Source organism: Marivibrio halodurans (genome assembly GCF_017963645.1).
In the GTDB taxonomy this organism is placed as follows: domain Bacteria; phylum Pseudomonadota; class Alphaproteobacteria; order UBA8366; family Aestuariispiraceae; genus Marivibrio; species Marivibrio halodurans.
Map to the genome: position 1 here is coordinate 197239 of NZ_JAGMWN010000002.1, position 16038 is coordinate 213276.

16 protein-coding genes are annotated in these 16038 nt (G+C 67.9%); 7 read left to right on the top strand and 9 right to left on the bottom strand.

Features of this window, described 5'->3' with window-relative positions; all coding sequences use genetic code 11:
* The first annotated feature begins 20 nt into the window (after positions 1-20).
* Together KAJ83_RS05390 and KAJ83_RS05395 are read left to right on the top strand one after the other, a co-directional pair.
* Positions 21-431 carry a hypothetical protein gene (locus tag KAJ83_RS05390; protein ID WP_210681005.1) on the top strand — a complete coding sequence of 137 codons (411 nt, stop codon included), beginning with the start codon at positions 21-23 and terminating at the stop codon, positions 429-431.
* Between the two features lie 114 nt (positions 432-545).
* The gene (locus KAJ83_RS05395; protein ID WP_210681006.1) at positions 546-1589 is read left to right on the top strand and encodes a metal-dependent hydrolase; all 1044 of its coding nucleotides are present in this window, start codon (positions 546-548) and stop codon (positions 1587-1589) included.
* 68 nt (positions 1590-1657) lie between these two features.
* On the opposite strand, the gene KAJ83_RS05400 is transcribed toward KAJ83_RS05395, so the two are convergent.
* Positions 1658-1993 (bottom strand): PilZ domain-containing protein, encoded by a 336-nt coding sequence (locus KAJ83_RS05400; RefSeq protein ID WP_210681007.1) that lies wholly within the window; start codon positions 1991-1993, stop codon positions 1658-1660.
* Between the two features lie 273 nt (positions 1994-2266).
* On the opposite strand from KAJ83_RS05400, the gene KAJ83_RS05405 reads away from it, so the two are divergent.
* On the top strand, positions 2267-3454 hold the full coding sequence (locus tag KAJ83_RS05405; protein ID WP_210681008.1) for a hypothetical protein: 1188 nt from the start codon (positions 2267-2269) through the stop codon (positions 3452-3454).
* On the opposite strand, the gene KAJ83_RS05410 is transcribed toward KAJ83_RS05405, so the two are convergent.
* Complete coding sequence (locus KAJ83_RS05410) at positions 3439-4167, bottom strand: GntR family transcriptional regulator (RefSeq protein WP_210681009.1); 729 nt, start codon at positions 4165-4167, stop codon at positions 3439-3441. The two genes, KAJ83_RS05405 and KAJ83_RS05410, sit on opposite strands and share 16 nt — an antisense overlap.
* Before the next feature lie 116 nt (positions 4168-4283).
* Here KAJ83_RS05410 and KAJ83_RS05415 point away from each other — a divergent pair, with 116 nt between their 5' ends.
* Positions 4284-4859: an isoprenylcysteine carboxylmethyltransferase family protein gene (locus tag KAJ83_RS05415; protein ID WP_246484283.1), complete on the top strand. Its 576-nt coding sequence runs from the start codon at positions 4284-4286 to the stop codon at positions 4857-4859.
* A gap of 36 nt (positions 4860-4895) precedes the next feature.
* Here the strand turns inward: KAJ83_RS05415 and KAJ83_RS05420 are convergent, their stop codons facing one another.
* A complete protein-coding gene (locus tag KAJ83_RS05420; RefSeq protein WP_210681011.1) occupies positions 4896-5735 on the bottom strand; it encodes a HalD/BesD family halogenase in 840 nt (279 codons plus the stop codon).
* A 155-nt stretch (positions 5736-5890) separates the two neighbouring features.
* Here KAJ83_RS05420 and KAJ83_RS05425 point away from each other — a divergent pair, with 155 nt between their 5' ends.
* Positions 5891-7495 carry an ABC transporter substrate-binding protein gene (locus KAJ83_RS05425; protein ID WP_210681012.1) on the top strand — a complete coding sequence of 535 codons (1605 nt, stop codon included), beginning with the start codon at positions 5891-5893 and terminating at the stop codon, positions 7493-7495.
* Positions 7496-7671: 176 nt separating this feature from the next.
* Positions 7672-8313 (top strand): TetR family transcriptional regulator C-terminal domain-containing protein, encoded by a 642-nt coding sequence (locus KAJ83_RS05430; protein ID WP_210681013.1) that lies wholly within the window; start codon positions 7672-7674, stop codon positions 8311-8313.
* Positions 8314-8356: 43 nt separating this feature from the next.
* Here the strand turns inward: KAJ83_RS05430 and KAJ83_RS05435 are convergent, their stop codons facing one another.
* The 3 genes from KAJ83_RS05435 to KAJ83_RS05445 all read right to left on the bottom strand — a co-directional run bounded on the left by KAJ83_RS05435 (position 8357) and on the right by KAJ83_RS05445 (position 12506).
* On the bottom strand, positions 8357-9169 hold the full coding sequence (locus tag KAJ83_RS05435) for a VWA domain-containing protein (protein ID WP_210681014.1): 813 nt from the start codon (positions 9167-9169) through the stop codon (positions 8357-8359).
* Entirely contained in the window at positions 9156-10952 is a 1797-nt protein-coding gene (locus KAJ83_RS05440; RefSeq protein WP_343221953.1) for an acyl-CoA dehydrogenase C-terminal domain-containing protein, read from the bottom strand. The genes KAJ83_RS05435 and KAJ83_RS05440 overlap by 14 nt, the downstream gene beginning before the upstream one ends.
* Before the next feature lie 72 nt (positions 10953-11024).
* Complete coding sequence (locus KAJ83_RS05445) at positions 11025-12506, bottom strand: FAD-binding oxidoreductase (RefSeq protein WP_210681015.1); 1482 nt, start codon at positions 12504-12506, stop codon at positions 11025-11027.
* A gap of 196 nt (positions 12507-12702) precedes the next feature.
* Between KAJ83_RS05445 and KAJ83_RS05450 the strand changes: the two genes are divergently transcribed.
* Entirely contained in the window at positions 12703-14178 is a 1476-nt protein-coding gene (locus KAJ83_RS05450; protein ID WP_210681016.1) for a D-alanyl-D-alanine carboxypeptidase/D-alanyl-D-alanine-endopeptidase, read from the top strand.
* Between the two features lie 3 nt (positions 14179-14181).
* Here the strand turns inward: KAJ83_RS05450 and KAJ83_RS05455 are convergent, their stop codons facing one another.
* Genes KAJ83_RS05455 through KAJ83_RS05465 form a run of 3 tightly spaced genes read right to left on the bottom strand, consistent with a single transcriptional unit; the run spans position 14182 to position 15955 of the window.
* Positions 14182-14799 carry a periplasmic heavy metal sensor gene (locus KAJ83_RS05455; protein WP_210681017.1) on the bottom strand — a complete coding sequence of 206 codons (618 nt, stop codon included), beginning with the start codon at positions 14797-14799 and terminating at the stop codon, positions 14182-14184.
* Entirely contained in the window at positions 14796-15353 is a 558-nt protein-coding gene (locus KAJ83_RS05460) for a hypothetical protein (protein ID WP_210681018.1), read from the bottom strand. Before KAJ83_RS05460 ends, KAJ83_RS05455 begins: the two co-directional genes overlap by 4 nt.
* Before the next feature lie 2 nt (positions 15354-15355).
* Positions 15356-15955 carry a sigma-70 family RNA polymerase sigma factor gene (locus tag KAJ83_RS05465; RefSeq protein WP_210681019.1) on the bottom strand — a complete coding sequence of 200 codons (600 nt, stop codon included), beginning with the start codon at positions 15953-15955 and terminating at the stop codon, positions 15356-15358.
* Positions 15956-16038: the final 83 nt, after the last annotated feature.

The window sequence follows — 16038 nt, forward strand, 5'->3', positions numbered from 1 at the left end:
TCGCGTCGATACGCGGCGCGATGGCGAGTCAATATATGGGCGTGGGGCCGGTGGCAGCTTCCTTCTTGAAATTCTTCGCGATGCTTCTTCTTGTCGGCATGGTCGCCGGATGCGCGCAGATCGAACCGTCCCCGACCGTTCGGGAGGACGGTACGTTTCAGTTCTGCCCGAATCCCTTCAATCGCCATCATGTCCTGATGGCCGCCCGACGCCATTGCGCGCCGTTGCCGGCCCAGCCGCTCGGCTTCGAGACCTGTCCGGACGATCCGCTGGTCGATGGCTGGGTCTTCGCCTGCCGCTACAATCCCGGCTATGACCGCCTCGAAATCGACGATGTGCGGACGAAGGAGCCGGAGGAAGCGAAGGACGCGGACGACCCGATCACCGATCCGGACGGCGACGGGGCGAAGGCCGTGGAGCCGGCCGAGTAACCTTCCCCGTCCGGGTGACCGGGCGGGCTTGTCCGGCCGCGTCCCGCTCCTATTTGAACAAGGGCCTCGGGCGGTAAATCGTTCGATCATCGCTTCCCTGGACAGGTTCAGCTCTTGGATTCCCTCACGCAATTCGCGCTCGGCGCCGCGATCGGCACGGCGGTGCTCGGCCGGCGGATCGGGCCGCGCCGTGCCGCCATCGCCGGCGGCGTGCTCGGCACCCTGCCGGATCTCGATGTCCTGTTGCCCTTCGACGGCCCGATCGATGGTTTCGTGGAGCATCGCGGCTGGACCCACTCGCTGTTCGTCCACAGCCTGCTCGCGGTGCCGATCGGGGAGGGGCTGCGGCGGCTCTGGCGGGCGCGCGGGCGGGTGCCGGACCTTCCCCGCCTGGAGGTTTGGGCGGCGGTTTGGCTCGTGTTGACGACGCATGCGCTGCTCGATTGGACGACGACCTACGGCACGCGCATCCTCTGGCCGCTCAGCGACGTGCCCTATGCGCTGTCCTGGATCTTCATCATCGATCCGCTCTATACCCTGCCCTTGTTGATCGCCGTGCTGGGGGCGTTGATCCTGGGCGCGCGCTGGCGCGGCGTTCGGCGGGGCGCGGTCGTCGGCCTCGTGCTCAGCACGGCCTATCTCGGCTGGACCGGCGTCGCCCAGGGCATCGCGGAGGCGAAGGTGCGCGCCGCGCTGGCCGCCGGCGGGGTGACGCCCGAGCGGATCACGATGATCCCCATGCCCTTCAACAGCCTGCTCTGGCGCGGGATCGCGATCGATGGTGCGCGCTATATCAACGTCTATCGCTCCGTCCTAGACGACCGGGTCGAGGCGCCGCTTCACATCCATCCACGGCATCTTGCCCATGACCGGGCCCTCGACGCCTATCCGCCGCCGCAGCGGGTGGAACGGTTCAGCGACGGCAATTACGCCTATCGCCGCGATGGCGAGGATATCCTGATCGCCGATATTCGCATGGGGGTCACGCCGAACTATGTTTTCACCTTCCGGGTCGGCCGGGTGGTGGCGGGGGAAGACGCCGGCTCGGCCGTGATCGAGCCCGCCCCCGTCGAACGCCGGGAAGGCGGGCACGATCCCGCCGGGATCGGATGGCTGTGGACACGGATATTCGACGAGGACGCCGTGCGCGCGGAATGACCGGCGGCCGCCCGCGCGGAACCGGGCCGGTCAGCCGGCGTTGGGCCAGTCAGCCGGTGTTGGCCCAGTCAGTCGGCGTTGGCCTTGATGAAATCGAGAACCATAGCGCGGTGATAGGGCGCCTGATAGGTGATGGCCGCGCCGACGTAGTCCTCGATGCGGCGCCGCACCTCGAATCCGACGGGAATCTCGAACTGATCCTCGAGATTCTGCAGCACGAGGAAGGCCTGATGCTTCTCGCCCTCGACCAGCGGCAGCGCGGCGTCGGTATAGAAGCCGACGCCGTCCTCGCTGACATTGTCGACCTTCAGGGTACGATCCGCGATCTCCAGGAAGCCGACGGAGACGGTATAGCGGGGCTGTCTGCGCCGTTCGATATGTTTCATCGCCTCGCCGTCCGCCATCGGTCCACGCCACTTGATCCTTGAAAATCCGCTACACTATATCGACTTCGGCGCGAATATCCACCGCGACGCGGGAGGAAGGGCGAGCGCGAAAGAACCCCATGTCTTTTCGGCGATATCGATGCGGGACGCTATAGTCCGGGGAGGGTCCGTGTGGTAGTTATTGGGCAAGGGTGGGAGAGGGGCGGCGCCGTGCGATCGCCAATGCCCAATGTTTGTGCAATTTCTTGAGGAACTGGGTCAGGCGATTCCATGAATCGGCGTGCGTTGAAAATGCTCCTGCGCTCGGGGCGATTCCTGTGTTTTGACTGTCGTGGTCCTTATCACGACCTCAAGCAGCGCAACGCGGAAGAAGACGACAAGACGATGGTGGATGACGGCTTCAAGCGTCAATCGCCGTCGCGCGGGATGCTGTTCGACCTCTCCACGCTCAACCTCGGAATCTTCTTCAAGGAGGTTTCCTATTCGGACGAGCAGGACGAGGTGTTCGTTTCGACCCGTGTCTACTTCCCCTATAACGACGAGGACGTGGGGCAGGGCGGGGAGAGCACCTCGGCCGAGCCGGAGACGATCATCCGCGTACTTGCCAAGCGCGGGGCCATCAAGGACACCAGCGCGCTTTCCACCCATGACCAGCGCGTGCTGGAGGTATTGTCCCAACTTCCGACCTTCGATCCCTTCCTGCTGCTTTCCCAGCGCCGGGAGATGGAAGGGGACCGGAAGATTTCCGCCAAATATTTCGACATCACCGAGGACGATTGGGTGATGATCCGCCGGCCGGTGATGGAGAAGATATCCCTGCTGGTCTCGAAGGCGAACCGGGATCACGAGGTCGATGTCTTCGAGCAATATATGGGCGGCGAGGACGAGGACGACGAGACCCGCCGCCTGATGACATCGGCCGTCATCGATTCGATCTGGCGCGGCGAGGCGACCCAGGGCTGCCGACAATTGATCCGCAGCTTCAAGCTGGACGAGGACAAGACGACCGAGATCCTGTTCGCCTGGAAGGGGATCAACTACTACGAGTTCCAATACAAGAAGTATCAACAGCAGTTCTACGACTTCTTCAAATGGCTCGGCGGCGCCGGGTCCATGCCGAAGGACCACAAGACGCTGCAATCCAGCCAGATCGACCGTTTCGAATATCGGCGCGAGCGGGCCCGCAAGCTGATCCGTGCGACGCATGCCACGGTGATGCAGATCATCGCCGACTATAATTCCTCCTTCGAGCGGTTGGTCGACGAGGATTCCCCGCGCGAGTTCCAGCTTTTCCTGTCGAACGCGCCGAAGAACTTCCTGACCGTGGGCCTCGCCATCGGCGTGCTGGCGCATACCACCACGGCCTGGGTCCAGATGACCCAGTCGGGCAAGAAGCCGAGCGTGAAATCGACCGAGTTGGAGCCGTTCTACGACTTCATCATCGCCGTCAATGGCCAGGATTTCTACGTCGCGCGGTGATCCGCCGCCCCCTTCGCGAAGGGCAGCTTGCCACGCGGCAGGGAGCCCATGCCGTCACGGATATCCTGCTCGATCGCATGGGCGAGCGCGTCGATCTCCCGGCCCCGCAGGGCGGCCACCGCCTCCTTGTGCCGGTCCTCGTTATAGGTGACCCCCAGGGTTTCGCGCGTCAGATAGAGGAAGGGGCCGATCTGCAGCCACAGGCTCTCGATCAACGGGACCGTGACGCGCGAACGCGCCGCGTCGTAGAGCGTGAAATGGAAATCCAGGTTCTTCTGCAGATAGGCCTCCCAATCGCCCGTCTCGATGGCGACGTCCTGTTCGGCGTCGATCCGCTCCAGACGCGCGGCGAGGGCGTCGAGGTTCCCCCGCGCCGCCGCCGCCTCATAGGCCCGGCGCGCCGCCAGAACCTCCAGCGCGACGCGCGCCTCGGCCAGTTCCTCGAAGGCCTCGACCGTCATCGCCGGCACCTCGACCCGGCGGTTGGGCTTCAGCGTCAGGGCATGTTCGCTGACCAGCCGGCGCAGAGCTTCGCGCACCGGCATGCTGCTGACGCCGAGACTGTCCGCCAGCCCCCGGATCGTGACCGACCGGCCGGGCCGGAAGCGGCCCGTCATGATTTCCGCGCGCAGCGTTTGATAGACGCGCTCCTGAAGCGTCGTCTTGCCCTCGCCCACCTTACCGTCGTCCGTTATGCCGTCGTCCGGTGACATCCGGCCCTTTACCCTCTCGCCCGAAGCATATGTGATCACAGTTTCCCAGATCGCGCGTGTCGCGGCAATGACGCTGCCACGAGGGGTGTTCGGATGGGTAGGAAACAGGAGTGACCATGGAACCGGACGGACAGACCCTGGAGGCCGCAGGTCTGGCGCGCGAAGCCGGGCCGATGATCGGCGCCGGCGCGATCGCGCTCGGCATCGTCATCGCGATCCTGTTCCAGCGGATCGGGGAATGGATGGTCGCGCGGCGCAACGAGGCCGCGTTGCGCGCCCATGGTTTCCACGAGGCGGGGCCGCGCTTCCTCCACTCGGCCGGCATATTGCTTCAGGGCGCGTGGCTCATCGCTTGCGGCTGGGTGGCCCTGACGCCGGAGACGATCCATTGGCCCGCGATCGTGCTCTATGCCGGGCTTCAGGTCGCGCGGCTCTGGGTGATCCTGTCGCTCGGACCTTTCTGGACGGGACGAATCCTCACCCATGACGAGGCGCCCGTGCTGCGGCGCGGCCCCTATCGCCACCTGCGTCACCCGTTGCATTGGATCGTCGCGGTGGAGGTGGCGCTGCTGCCGCTGGCCTTCGGGGCCTGGCCGGTCGCGCTGGCCTTCACGCCGCCGATGGTGGCCCTTCTGATCCTGCGCGCGCGGGCGGAGGACGCGGCGCTCGCAGGGCGTCCGGCGATCCGGTAGGGCGGCGCGCCCGGGCGGGGCTCGGCCGGGCGGGGATCAGCCGACCGTCATCCGGGGTTCCCGCGCGCCATAGACGGTTTCGTTCACTTGCGGGTCGCCGATGACGCCGGGCTCGGTCTCGTAGACGAAGACCCCCATGACGCGCAGGCGGTCCCCGCGCACGGGCGAGACGCGGTGGAGCGAATTGCAGCCCCGGAAGAGGCAAAGCGCCCCGGCTTCCCGCGCGACGGTGCGGATGCCGTCATCCGCCTCGCCCTTCAGCACGCGGGCGACCCGGTCATAGCATTGGTCGTCGTCGGCGCGCGTGTTGGGCCAGATCTGGAAATCGCCGCCCGATTCCGGCTCCTGCAGCATCAGGGTCATGGTGAAGGCGTTCACCGAATCGAAATGCCAGGCCGACCGGTCGCCATCCCGATAGCAGACGGTGTTGACCGGCTGCATCGGGTCCTCGTTCACATAGAGCGTTTCCTCCCCGACGATCGCGGCGATCAGGCGGCGCGTCGGCTCCCAGTAGTAAAGCGTCTTGAGCGGGGAATCGGCTGGCAGAAGATCGGCGGCGAGCATCCGGGTGCTGGCCTCCAGCATCATGTTGCGCGGATGATCCGCCGGCAGGTCGGGGTCCGCGGCGCGCTGGAGATAGCAGTTACGCCGCGCGCTGTTGTCATGCCCCATCGGCAGGGCGGCATTGGCGTCCGCGATGGCGCGCAGGCGCGCGGCCTCGGTGATGAAATGCGGCAGTTCGCAATATTGGTCGCGGTCGAGCTTCGCGCGCAGGCGCTTTACCGTCTCGACAAGGCCCGGATCCTTCGGCCGGTCCAGCGGATAGCGCGCCAGGTCGATGACGGCCTCGGGGCGGGTGAAATCGATGTCGCTCATGATCGGGCTCCTCCGAATAGGCGAAGTTCTTTGCTGCCGGGACAATGCCAGAAAAAATTTTGAACGACCAATATATTTTTTGTTATGCTACGATCGGATCGTCGGCGATCGACGTCGACGGCGGGCATGGGAGATAGAAAATGGACGAGGACAGGATGAGAGGCAGCGGGAACGGAACCGGAGTCGGATCGAACCGGGGGCCGAACCGCCGGCGGGTACTGACCGGCGCGGCGGCGGCCGCGGCCGGCTTCTATGCCGGGCCGATGCTCTGGACGGCCGGGCGTGCCCGGGCCGCGACGCCCAAGGCCGGCGGCCATATGACTTTCGGCGTCAGCGCCGGATCGACCAGCGATACCTTCGATCCGGGCAAGGTCGGCAATGCCTTCGAATCCGTGATGCAATACACGGTCGGCAGCATGCTGACGGAGATCGACGCCGACGGCGGGGTTCAGCCGAAACTGGCGACCGGCTGGGACTCCTCGGCCGACGCGACGCGCTGGACGTTCGAGTTGCGAAAGGACGCGGTCTTCCATGACGGGCGGAAGGTCACGTCCGAGGATGTGATCGCCTCCCTCAACCATCACCGGGGCGAGAAGTCGGAATCGACCGCGAAGCCGATCATGGCCGCGGTCGAGGATATCAGCGCCGACGGGCCGAGCACCGTCGTCGTCGCCCTGTCGGCGGCGGACGCGGACTTCCCTTTCAAGCTCAGCAGCTTCAATTTCCCCATATATCCCGCCAATGCGGACGGCACGATGGATTGGCAAAGCCGCAATGGCTGCGGCCCCTATCGGGTCACCGCGTTCGATGCCGGCGTCCGCGCCGAGTTCGAACGTCATCCGGATTATTTCGCGCGCGGCCCGCGCGCCCATTTCGACAGCGTGTCGCTGCTCTGCCTTTCGGACACGGCGGCGCGTCAGAACGCCCTGATGACGGGCGAGGTGGATGCGATCGACCGAGTCGATCTGGCGACCTTCGATCTACTGGCGAAGGCGACGGGCATCACCGTGGAGGAAGTGCCGAACAAGACGCACTATACCTTCCCGATGCGCACCGATACCGCCCCCTTCACCGACCTCAATGTGCGCCTCGCGCTCAAGCACGCGGTCGATCGGGAGGCGTTGCTGAAGACGATCCTGCGCGGTCATGGGGTGATCGGCAACGATACGCCGATCAACAGCACCTACCGCTATTACAGCGACGAGGTCCCGCAGCGGACCTATGATCCGGATCGCGCGCGCCACTACTTGAAGAAGGCCGGCCATGAGGGGCTGGCGCTCGATCTCCACGCCTCCGACGCGGCCTTCACGCGCGCGGTCGATGCCTCCGTCCTGTTGGCGGAGAATGCCAAGGCGGCGGGTTTCGACATATCCGTCAAGCGCGCGGCGCAGGACGGTTACTGGAACGATGTTTGGATGAAGGTTCCGTGGAGCGCCTGCTATTGGTACGGCACGCCGACGGAGGACGGTATCTTCACGACCGCCTATTCGGCGGGGGCGGATTGGAACGACACGTTCTGGGATAACGAGCGGTTCAACGAACTGCTGGTCGCCGCGCGCGGCGAACTGGACGAAGCGCTCCGGGCGGAGATGTATCACGAGATGCAGCTTATCCTGAACGAGGATGGCGGGCTGATCGCGCCGGTCTTCGCGAACGATGTCTTCGCCACCCGCGACGGAATCGCGCACGGGCCGCTCGCCAATAACTTCGAGGTCGACGGGCGCCTCTTCTTCGAGCGCTGGTGGCGCGAGGACGCCTGATCGTCTCGACACCACCGCCTCGTCGGCCATCCTTGGCCCGGTCGACGGGGCCATCGGTTGGGCCGTCCGCGCGGACGATCCTGGGAGGGGTCGGGGGGCGCGTCGCTTGGCGCGGCGCGCCCCTTGACTCTATAATGAGGTGGATCGTTGCATTTCCTGTTGGAGTATCCAGTCCCGTGGCAAATAGGTCGTCCGCGAGTCCGGCGAAGCGCGAACGCCCGCGCACCCATGCCGAGATCAATGATTTCCGGCGGCGGGCGTTGTTGGAAGGGACGATCCGGTCCTTCGCCGAACATGGCGTCGCCGGCACCACGAACCGGACGATCTGCCAGGCGGCCGGTACGTCCAGCGGATTGATCCAGCATTATTTCGAAACCAAGGAGAAACTGGTCGCGGCGGCCTTCTCCCATCTCTTCACGCATCTCGCCGATGCCGTGGGGGAGGCCGTGGCCGCCGCCGGGCCGGGCGCGGTGGACCGATTGCGCGCCATGCCGCGCGCGATCCTCTCGCCGGAGATCGCGACCGACGAGATCAAGAACGCCTTCCTGACCTTTTGGCACGAGATCCGATTCAACCCGATGGTGCGGGCCGAGAATAAAGAATTCTACCGAGACTATACACGCCGTACCGAGATGCTGTTCGCCGATGCCGCGGAGGAACTCGGCCGGAAGATCGATATCGCGCAATCGACGCACGGGCTGGTCTGCCTGTTGGATGGGCTTTGGCTCAATCTGACGATGGAGAAGCCGGTGCTGTCCGCCGAGGAGGCGGAGACGATCTGCCAACGCTATATCGATGGGGAATTGGGATTGCGATGACCGCCCCCCCCCCCCGGCGCGCGCGGTCCAAACCGGGCGCCCGTCACGACACGGTCTTGGCGCCGCAGGCCTCGATGATTTCCGCGATGGCTTCCGCCGCGCCGCTGCCGGATCGCTGGATTTGGATGAAGAGCCCGCCGGTCAGCAGGGCATAGGCGCGCATGACCTCCGCCTTGCGCGGGTCGGGCGTGGGCTGGTTGCCGTCGGTGGGGATATAGATCGCCGATATGCGGATGTCGCGCGCCAGCGCCGCGCCCGCCACCGCGCGGGCGTTGGCGCCGTCCACGGCTTCCACGAAAAGATCGTCGAACCCGCCCGGCAGATTGTCCGTGATCAGCACCAGGATACGCGAGGCGGCGCGCCAATCGCCGGAGAAATCGCCCCGTTGCGGCCGTGCACCCCCACCGGCCAACCCTTCCACCGCCGTGCGCAGCGCCTCGTCGGAAGCTTCCGGCCCGCCGCCTCCCCCTTCCGCGCGGAGCCGGAAGAGCGCCCGGCGAAACAACTCGTCCGCCGCCTCGGGACCTTCGCCGTCCACCAGATCGAGGTCGACGTCGATATCGTCGCGGAAACTGATCAGACCCAGGCGGTATCGCCCCGCCGACACATCGGCGACGCGGTCCAGCAGGCGGCGGACCTCCGCCTTCGCCTCGCCGATTGCGCGACCGATGGAGTATGTCTTGTCGATCGCGAAGACCAGATCGACGCTACCGCAACGCGCGCCGTCTCCGGGCTTTTCCACGCCGGCGGGGGCGGCGGTGGGGCCGCAGAGAGCGAAGACCATCGAAAGAGCCAGCAGGCCCGCCGGGATCAGCGGGCTTCCACGGGGATGGCGTATTCCGCTAAAGCGCCTCATCCGGAATGGCGCGCAGGCTCGCCGGCCCCCGCGCGATCGGCGTGACGAGCCCCGCGGAGAGGGGCAGGATATTCTCCGCATAGAACAGCGCGGTGGCGAGCTTGGCCTCGTAGAAGCCGCGGTCGATCTCCTCCCCGCCGCCGTCCAGCTTGTCCTGGGCCACGATCGCCGCGCGCGCCATCATCGCCCCGCCCGCGGTCAGACCGAACAGCCTCATGTAATAGGCGGCGGCGCCATGGGCGGCGTCCGGGTTCTCCGCGCCATGCTCCAGCAGATGGCCGGTGGCGTTGTCGAGGTGATCGACCGCGAGGGCGAGTTGCCGGCGGATTATCGCCATATCCTCGCCGCCGCGCTCGTTCAGGCCGTTGATCAGCGCGTGCAGCTCGTCGATATATTCGCCGATCGCCTCGCCGCCGTCGCGGATCAGTTTCCGCCCGACGAGGTCGTTCGCCTGGATGCCGTTGGTGCCCTCGTAGATCGGCAGGATGCGGCTGTCCCGGAAATGCTGGGCGGCGCCCGTTTCCTCGATATAGCCCATGCCGCCATGGACCTGCACGCCCATGGAGGTCAACTCCACCGCCATGTCGGTGCACCAGCCCTTGACCACCGGCGTCAGGACGCCGACCCGGCGCTTGGCATAGAGGCGGTAGCTCTCCTCCGGATGGCGCCGCGCGGTATCCTGCATCAGCATCGCATCCAGGATCAGCGCGCGCATCGCCTCCGAATAGGCCCGCATGGTCATCAGCATGCGGCGGATGTCCGCGTGCCGGATGATCGCGGCCGGATAGGTACCGTCGATGGCGCGGCCCTGCCGGCGTTCCCGCGCATAGTCGCGGGCCTGCTGATAGGCCCGTTCGACGGCGGCCAATCCCTGGACGCCGACCGCCAGACGGGCGTTGTTCATCATGGTGAACATGTATTCCAGGCCGCGGTTCTCCTCCCCGACCAGATAGCCGACGGCCCCCTCGTCGTCGCCATAGGCCATGACGCAGGTGGGGCTGCCGTTGATGCCGAGCTTGCGCTCCAGCGAGACGCAGCGCACATCGTTGCGTTGCCCCGGCGCGCCGGTTTCGTCCGGCAGGAACTTCGGCACGATGAAGAGGGAAATACCCTTCACCCCCTCCGGGGCGTCGTCGCAGCGGGCCAGCACCAGATGGACGATGTTCTCCGCCAGATCATGCTCGCCATAGGTGATGTAGATCTTCTGTCCACGGATGCGGTAGTGATCCTCCCGCCGTTCCGCCCGGGTCTTGACCTGGCTGAGGTCCGAGCCCGCCTGCGGCTCGGTCAGGTTCATGGTCCCGGTCCACTCGCCGCTGATCATTCGCGGCAGGTAGAGCTGCTTCTGCGCCTCGCTGCCATGGGCCTGCAAGGCCTCCACCGCGCCTTGATTCAGGATCGGGCAGAGCCCGAAGGCGAGGTTGGCGGATTGCCACATCTCCTGCACCGCCGTGGCGATTGTCCAGGGCAAGTCCTGGCCGCCGTAATCGGCCTCGAAGGGGACGGAGTTCCACCCGCCCTCGACATAGGCGCGATAGGCCTCGGCATAGCCGTCGGGGGTGCGCACCACGCCGTTTTCCAGGCGGGAATGCTGACGGTCGCCCGCGTGATTGATCGGGGCCAGCACGTCGCGGGCGAGCTTGCCGGCCTCCTCCAGCACGGCCTCGACGAGGTCGGGCGTGATCTCCTCGCCGCCATGCAGTTGCTGGACCTGACCGAGCAGGCCGAGATCCTTCAGCACGAAACGCATATCGGCGATCGGTGCGTTATAGGGAACCATCATCCACCCCTCGATTCCTCCCGCCCGGACGTGCCGGCCTCGTTCGCGAGGGGCCGGTCGCGCGTGGGCGTTCCTTCAAGCTTCCGGCAGCAATGCGCCGGGATTCATCAAGCCCTTCGGGTCGAGCGCGCGCTTGACCTGGCGCATGATGTCCAGCTCCACCGCGCTCTTGTACCGGGTCAGTTCGTCGCGTTTGCTGCGGCCGATGCCGTGCTCCGCGCTGATCGAGCCCTTCAGGTCGTGAACGATATCGTGCACCGCCCGGTGCAGGTCCGGCGCGCGGGCCTTGAAGGTCTCGCCGTCCATGTCCTCGGGCTGGCTCAGATTGTAATGGATATTCCCGTCGCCGACATGGCCGAACGGATAGGGTCGGGTGCCGGGCTGGACGCGCTCCACCGCCTCGGCGGCGCGGCGGATGAAATCCGGGATCGCGCTGACGGGGACGGAGATGTCGTGCTTGATCTGCGCGCCCTCTCGGTTCTGGGCGTCCACGATGGCCTCGCGCAGGAACCAGAGCTGACCGCGCTGATCCTCCGACTGGGCGATCACCGCGTCCACGATCCGCTCCGCCTCGAAGGCTTCCTCCAGCAGCGTCTGCAAGGCCGCCTCCACCGCCTCGCCGCCGGCGAATTCCAGCAACACGGTCCAGTCATAGGTCTGCTCGAAGGGCGCGCGGGCGCCCTCGACCAATTTCTCCGCCCAATCCAGGGCGAAGCCCGGCATCAATTCGAAACTGGTGAGCGCGCCGCCGCCCTTCGCCTTCGCATCGGCCAGCAGGGTCAGCGCGGCGTCCAGGTCGCTCAACGCCACCAGCGCCGTTGCCCGCGTCCTTGGCCGGGGGAAGAGTTTCAACACCGCGCCCGTGATGATTCCCAACGTCCCTTCCGATCCAAGGAACAGATGCTTCATGTCATAGCCGGTATTGTTCTTCCGCAGCCCCGTCAGCCCGTCCCAGACACGCCCGTCGGGCAGCACGACCTCCAGCCCCAGCACCAGCTCGCGCGCATTGCCGTAACGCACGACGTTGATCCCGCCCGCGTTGGAGGCGAGATTGCCGCCGATCTGGCAGGTCCCCTCCGCGCCGAGGCTGAGGGGGAACAGCCGATCGGCCGCCGCCGCCTCGTCCTGCAGGCTCTTCAGGATGCAGCCGGCCTCCACCGTCATGGTGTCGTTGGCGGCGTCGATGGCGCGCACCTTGTTCATGCGGGAGAGGTTGATCAGCAGCATCCGGCCCGACCCGTCGGGGGTGGAGCCGCCGACGCGGCCCGTGTTGCCGCCCTGCGGGACGACGGGGATGCCGGCCTCGTAGGCGATCCGCATGACCGCCGCGACTTCCGCCGTGCTCGCCGGGCGGGCCATGCCGAGGCATTTGCCGTGATAGATGCCCCGGCTGTCGACCAGCCAGGAGTCGAGCGCCGCGGGGTCCGTCACCCAGCCCTTGTCGTCGAGGGCGGCGCGGATCTCGCCCACCGCCCGCTCGACCGCCGCCGCGTCGGGCGAAGAGGCGGTCGGTGGGGCATCGCCCGTCCGGGTGTCGATCACGCTATCTCGGCTCATCGGGGGGCACCGTTCATCGGGACTGCCGACCATTCATTGACCATGCTGAACAGGGTAACAGGTAGCCCGCTGCGGGGGCGCCCGCAAGATATTGCTCGTGCGGTCCCGCCCGCCGGGGGCGCGACCCCTTGTCCCGTCGTTTTCCGATACCGCGACGATTTCCGGCGCGGGCGAATGGCCTTAGTCTCGGGACATCATGTCGCGATCGATTCCTGCTCCGTTGTCCCTGTTGCTGTTCGTCCTGGCGGTCGTCGCCGGGTGCGCCGGGCCGCCGCCCGCCCCCGACACAGGGGGCGACACCGCGCGCGCCCGGGCCGAGCCCGTGATCGGGCCGGATCACCTCGGCTATCTGTTTCTCGAAATCGGCACGGGCCGGGTGGTCGCCGGGCATCGCGCGGACGAGGGATTCATTCCGGCCTCCACCGTGAAGCTGATCACCGCCGCCGGGGCGCGTGGGGCGCTCGCCCCGGATCTTCGCTTCGTGACCCGTCTTTGCATGGGTCGGGTGCTCGATGCACAGGGGCGGTTGACGGGCGACCTGATCCTGGTCGGCGGGGGCGACCCGACCCTCGACATGGACGATCTGTTGACGTTGGCGGAAAGGGCGCGGGGCGCGGGCCTGCGCGGTGTGACGGGGCGGCTGCTGTTGGACGATGCGTTGTTGCCGCCCACCGGGCCGATCGCGCCGCGCCAGCCACCGGATGCGGCCTATAACCCGCCGCTTTCCGCCCTGATGGTGGCGGAGGGCGCGCGGCGTCTTGAATGGCGGCGCGAGGGGGCGGCGACGCAGGCCTGGTTCGTGCCCGAGGCGCATGGGCATGGCCCCGATGAGGGGGATGATCCCGATGAGGCGGCGGCCCGCGCGGCGCGGGAGGGGGCCGCGACGGGCCATCGCTGGCTGCCCGTCACCGCGCCGAGCCTGGCGACGGGTCGGCTGTTCCGGCGCATGCTGGGCGATCTCGGCCTGGAGGTGTCGGAGGTGGCGCGCGCGCCGGGGGCCGGCTGTCCGGTCGAACTCGCCCGGGTGGAGAGCGCGCCGCGCGATTCCGTCCTGGCCGAGATGCTGGCGACCAGCAGCAATCCGATGGCGGAACTGGTCGGCCTCGCCACCGACCGGGCGCGCGGCGGGACCGGCACCGCCATCGCGGCGGCGGCGCGGGGGACGGTCGATTGGCTGCGCGCGGCGGTGCCGGGGGTGACATGGCGCGGGCTGCGCCTGCCCAATCATTCGGGACTGGATGCCGGCGCGCGCGTCAGCCCGCGCCAGATGGCGGGACTGCTCGCCCATGCCTATCGCGCGGATGCGCGTGCGAAGGCGGATCGGGGGACGGCGGCGCGGCCCTTCCCCGCCCTGCTGGCGGCGGGCGGTTGGGACAAGAGCCTGCGCGGCCGTCTGGCCTCGCCGGAAACGGCGCTGCGTGTCTGGGCCAAGACCGGCACGATGCATTTCGGCATCGCGCTCGCCGGCTATCTCTATGCGGGCGACGGGCGGGTTCTGGCTTTCGCGATCGATGCGCACGACCCGGCGCTTCGGGCCGCCTACGACCCGGTCGCGGCTGATCCCCCGGCGGCGGTCGAGGCGCGGGCCGCCGCCTGGGATGCCGCCGCCCGCCGGGCGATCGACGCGATCCTGATCGAACAGGCGCGCGGGCTCCACGCCGTCGAGGGGTGACGGTCAGTCGGGACGGTCGCGCCGGGGCGGGCCACCGCGCTCCACCAGCGCTTCCAATTCCTCCGGCGTCAGGACATCGGCCGCGTCCAGCAGCGTGGCGTGCATCCGCTCCTGCACCGCCCTGGTGGTTCGCCGCACCTCCGCCAGCGCACCATCCAACGCCGCCTTGTCGAGGCCGTCGCCCTCCGCCGCGCCGGCCATGAGATCGCGCAGCCGGCGCCGCGCGTCGCGTGCCTCCCTGAAGGCCGCGCGCAGGGCCGGGCCGTGCCGTTCGAAGATCGGCCTCAAGCGCGCGTCGTCGCCGATGCCCCGTTCATCGAGGAAGGCGCGGAACAGGCCGCGCGGCCGTTGGAAGCCGCGCCCTTCCCCGGCATGATGCGATGGGCCGCCGGGCCCGCTTTCCCATTGGCGCGCGTCGTGATGGCCGAAGCCGCCGCGATGATCGATCACCCCGGACCAATGCAGGGCCGCCATGCCGAGCCATGCCAGCACCAGGAGATTGAGCGCCAGCGAGCCGATCAGCAACCAGCGCCGCCATCCGCCCCCCGCGCGCCCTGTGTTGCCCCCCGCCACGTCGTTCTTCGCCACGTCGCCCGAATTCAGGTCGTTCGGATCGCTCATTGCATGCCCTCCTGCGACACGCCCGCATCCGGCGCGGCGGGACCATAGAGGAAGAGCGCGATATCGACGCCCTCGCCGGTTTCATCCATGGCTATTCCGTTCGATTCCGGCGGGGTGGCGGTCGGCGTCTCCGCCGAGACCAAACCACCCAACGGCGCCATGTCCGGCGCGCCCACACCGAGACCGAGGCCCAGCATCAGGGCCGCCGCGAAGGCACCCGCCGGTTGCCAGATCGGCCCCGGCCATTGCAGCAGGCGCCGCAACCGGGCGGCCGTGCCCGGCCGCGCGTGCCCCGCGAGACGCGGCGCCAGATTCGCCGGCATGTCGGGCGCCGCCCATTCATCCAGCATCCGGTCGAGCGTGGCGGCCTCCGCCAGCAGCCGCGCCGCCTCTGCCGGCGCGGCCGCTCGGAAGTCCCGCGCCGGGCCGCGTTCCGCCGCCGGCCAGCGCGCGATCGACGCGCCATAGGCCTCGGCCAGGGCGGCGAAGCGCGCCGCGCCCATCCCAACCCGGTCTCCGCCGTTGCCCGTCATCGTCCTGTCGCCTTCCGTCATGGTTAGAGATCCCCCCGCCGGTCGAGCAGCGCGGCCTTCAACGCCCGGCGTCCCCGCGCCAGCAGGCTCTCCAACGCGTCCTCGCCGATATCGAGTGTCCGGGCGGCCTCCCGGCCGCTCAGCCCCTGATAATGCACCAGTAGGATCGCGGCCTTCTGCCGTTCCGGCAAGGCATGGATCGCGCCGCGCACGGCCTGGGCCCGCGCGGCGCTTTGCAGGCGCTCCTCGCCGCTCGGGCTTTCGTCCAGCCCATGCCGGCCGAGCGCGTCGTCGGCGGGAAGCGGCATGGTCCGCCCGCGCCGCCGCAGCCGGTCGATACATAGATTATGCGCCGTGCGATAGAGCCAGGCGCGCACCGGCCCGCGCGGCGGGGACAGGTCGTAGGCCCGCCATAGGCGCGCGAAGCTTTCCTGGGTCACGTCCTCGGCCTCCGCGGTTTCGCCCAACAGCCGGGCGGCATAGCCGTGCAGCGGCCGCGCCAGCCGGTCGAGCAGGGCGCGATAGGCGGCCGCCTCCCCGGCCGCCGCCGCGCGCGAGAGCGCGTCGAGCCTGGCGCTTTCATCGTCCGGCGGCGCGTCCTGGCCGGTCTGGTCCTCCCGCATCGGCACCTATCCGTGATCCGGTCCGGGCGCGCCGGCCGCTCCCATACCGACCGCGCACGGTCGGGATGGGATGCCCGGCACGC

Bases quoted from the DNA above. Each gene is read 5' to 3' on its own strand.
- KAJ83_RS05390 (WP_210681005.1), top strand. From the start codon at position 21: ATGGCGAGTCAATATATGGGCGTGGGGCCGGTGGCAGCTTCCTTCTTG.
- KAJ83_RS05400 (WP_210681007.1), bottom strand. From the start codon at position 1,993: ATGGCGGACGGCGAGGCGATGAAACATATCGAACGGCGCAGACAGCCC.
- KAJ83_RS05405 (WP_210681008.1), top strand. From the start codon at position 2,267: ATGCTCCTGCGCTCGGGGCGATTCCTGTGTTTTGACTGTCGTGGTCCT.
- KAJ83_RS05410 (WP_210681009.1), bottom strand. From the start codon at position 4,167: ATGTCACCGGACGACGGCATAACGGACGACGGTAAGGTGGGCGAGGGC.
- KAJ83_RS05415 (WP_246484283.1), top strand. From the start codon at position 4,284: ATGGAACCGGACGGACAGACCCTGGAGGCCGCAGGTCTGGCGCGCGAA.
- KAJ83_RS05420 (WP_210681011.1), bottom strand. From the start codon at position 5,735: ATGAGCGACATCGATTTCACCCGCCCCGAGGCCGTCATCGACCTGGCG.
- KAJ83_RS05425 (WP_210681012.1), top strand. From the start codon at position 5,891: ATGAGAGGCAGCGGGAACGGAACCGGAGTCGGATCGAACCGGGGGCCG.
- KAJ83_RS05435 (WP_210681014.1), bottom strand. From the start codon at position 9,169: ATGAGGCGCTTTAGCGGAATACGCCATCCCCGTGGAAGCCCGCTGATC.
- KAJ83_RS05440 (WP_343221953.1), bottom strand. From the start codon at position 10,952: ATGATGGTTCCCTATAACGCACCGATCGCCGATATGCGTTTCGTGCTG.
- KAJ83_RS05445 (WP_210681015.1), bottom strand. From the start codon at position 12,506: ATGAGCCGAGATAGCGTGATCGACACCCGGACGGGCGATGCCCCACCG.
- KAJ83_RS05450 (WP_210681016.1), top strand. From the start codon at position 12,703: ATGTCGCGATCGATTCCTGCTCCGTTGTCCCTGTTGCTGTTCGTCCTG.
- KAJ83_RS05455 (WP_210681017.1), bottom strand. From the start codon at position 14,799: ATGAGCGATCCGAACGACCTGAATTCGGGCGACGTGGCGAAGAACGAC.
- KAJ83_RS05460 (WP_210681018.1), bottom strand. From the start codon at position 15,353: ATGACGGAAGGCGACAGGACGATGACGGGCAACGGCGGAGACCGGGTT.
- KAJ83_RS05465 (WP_210681019.1), bottom strand. From the start codon at position 15,955: ATGCGGGAGGACCAGACCGGCCAGGACGCGCCGCCGGACGATGAAAGC.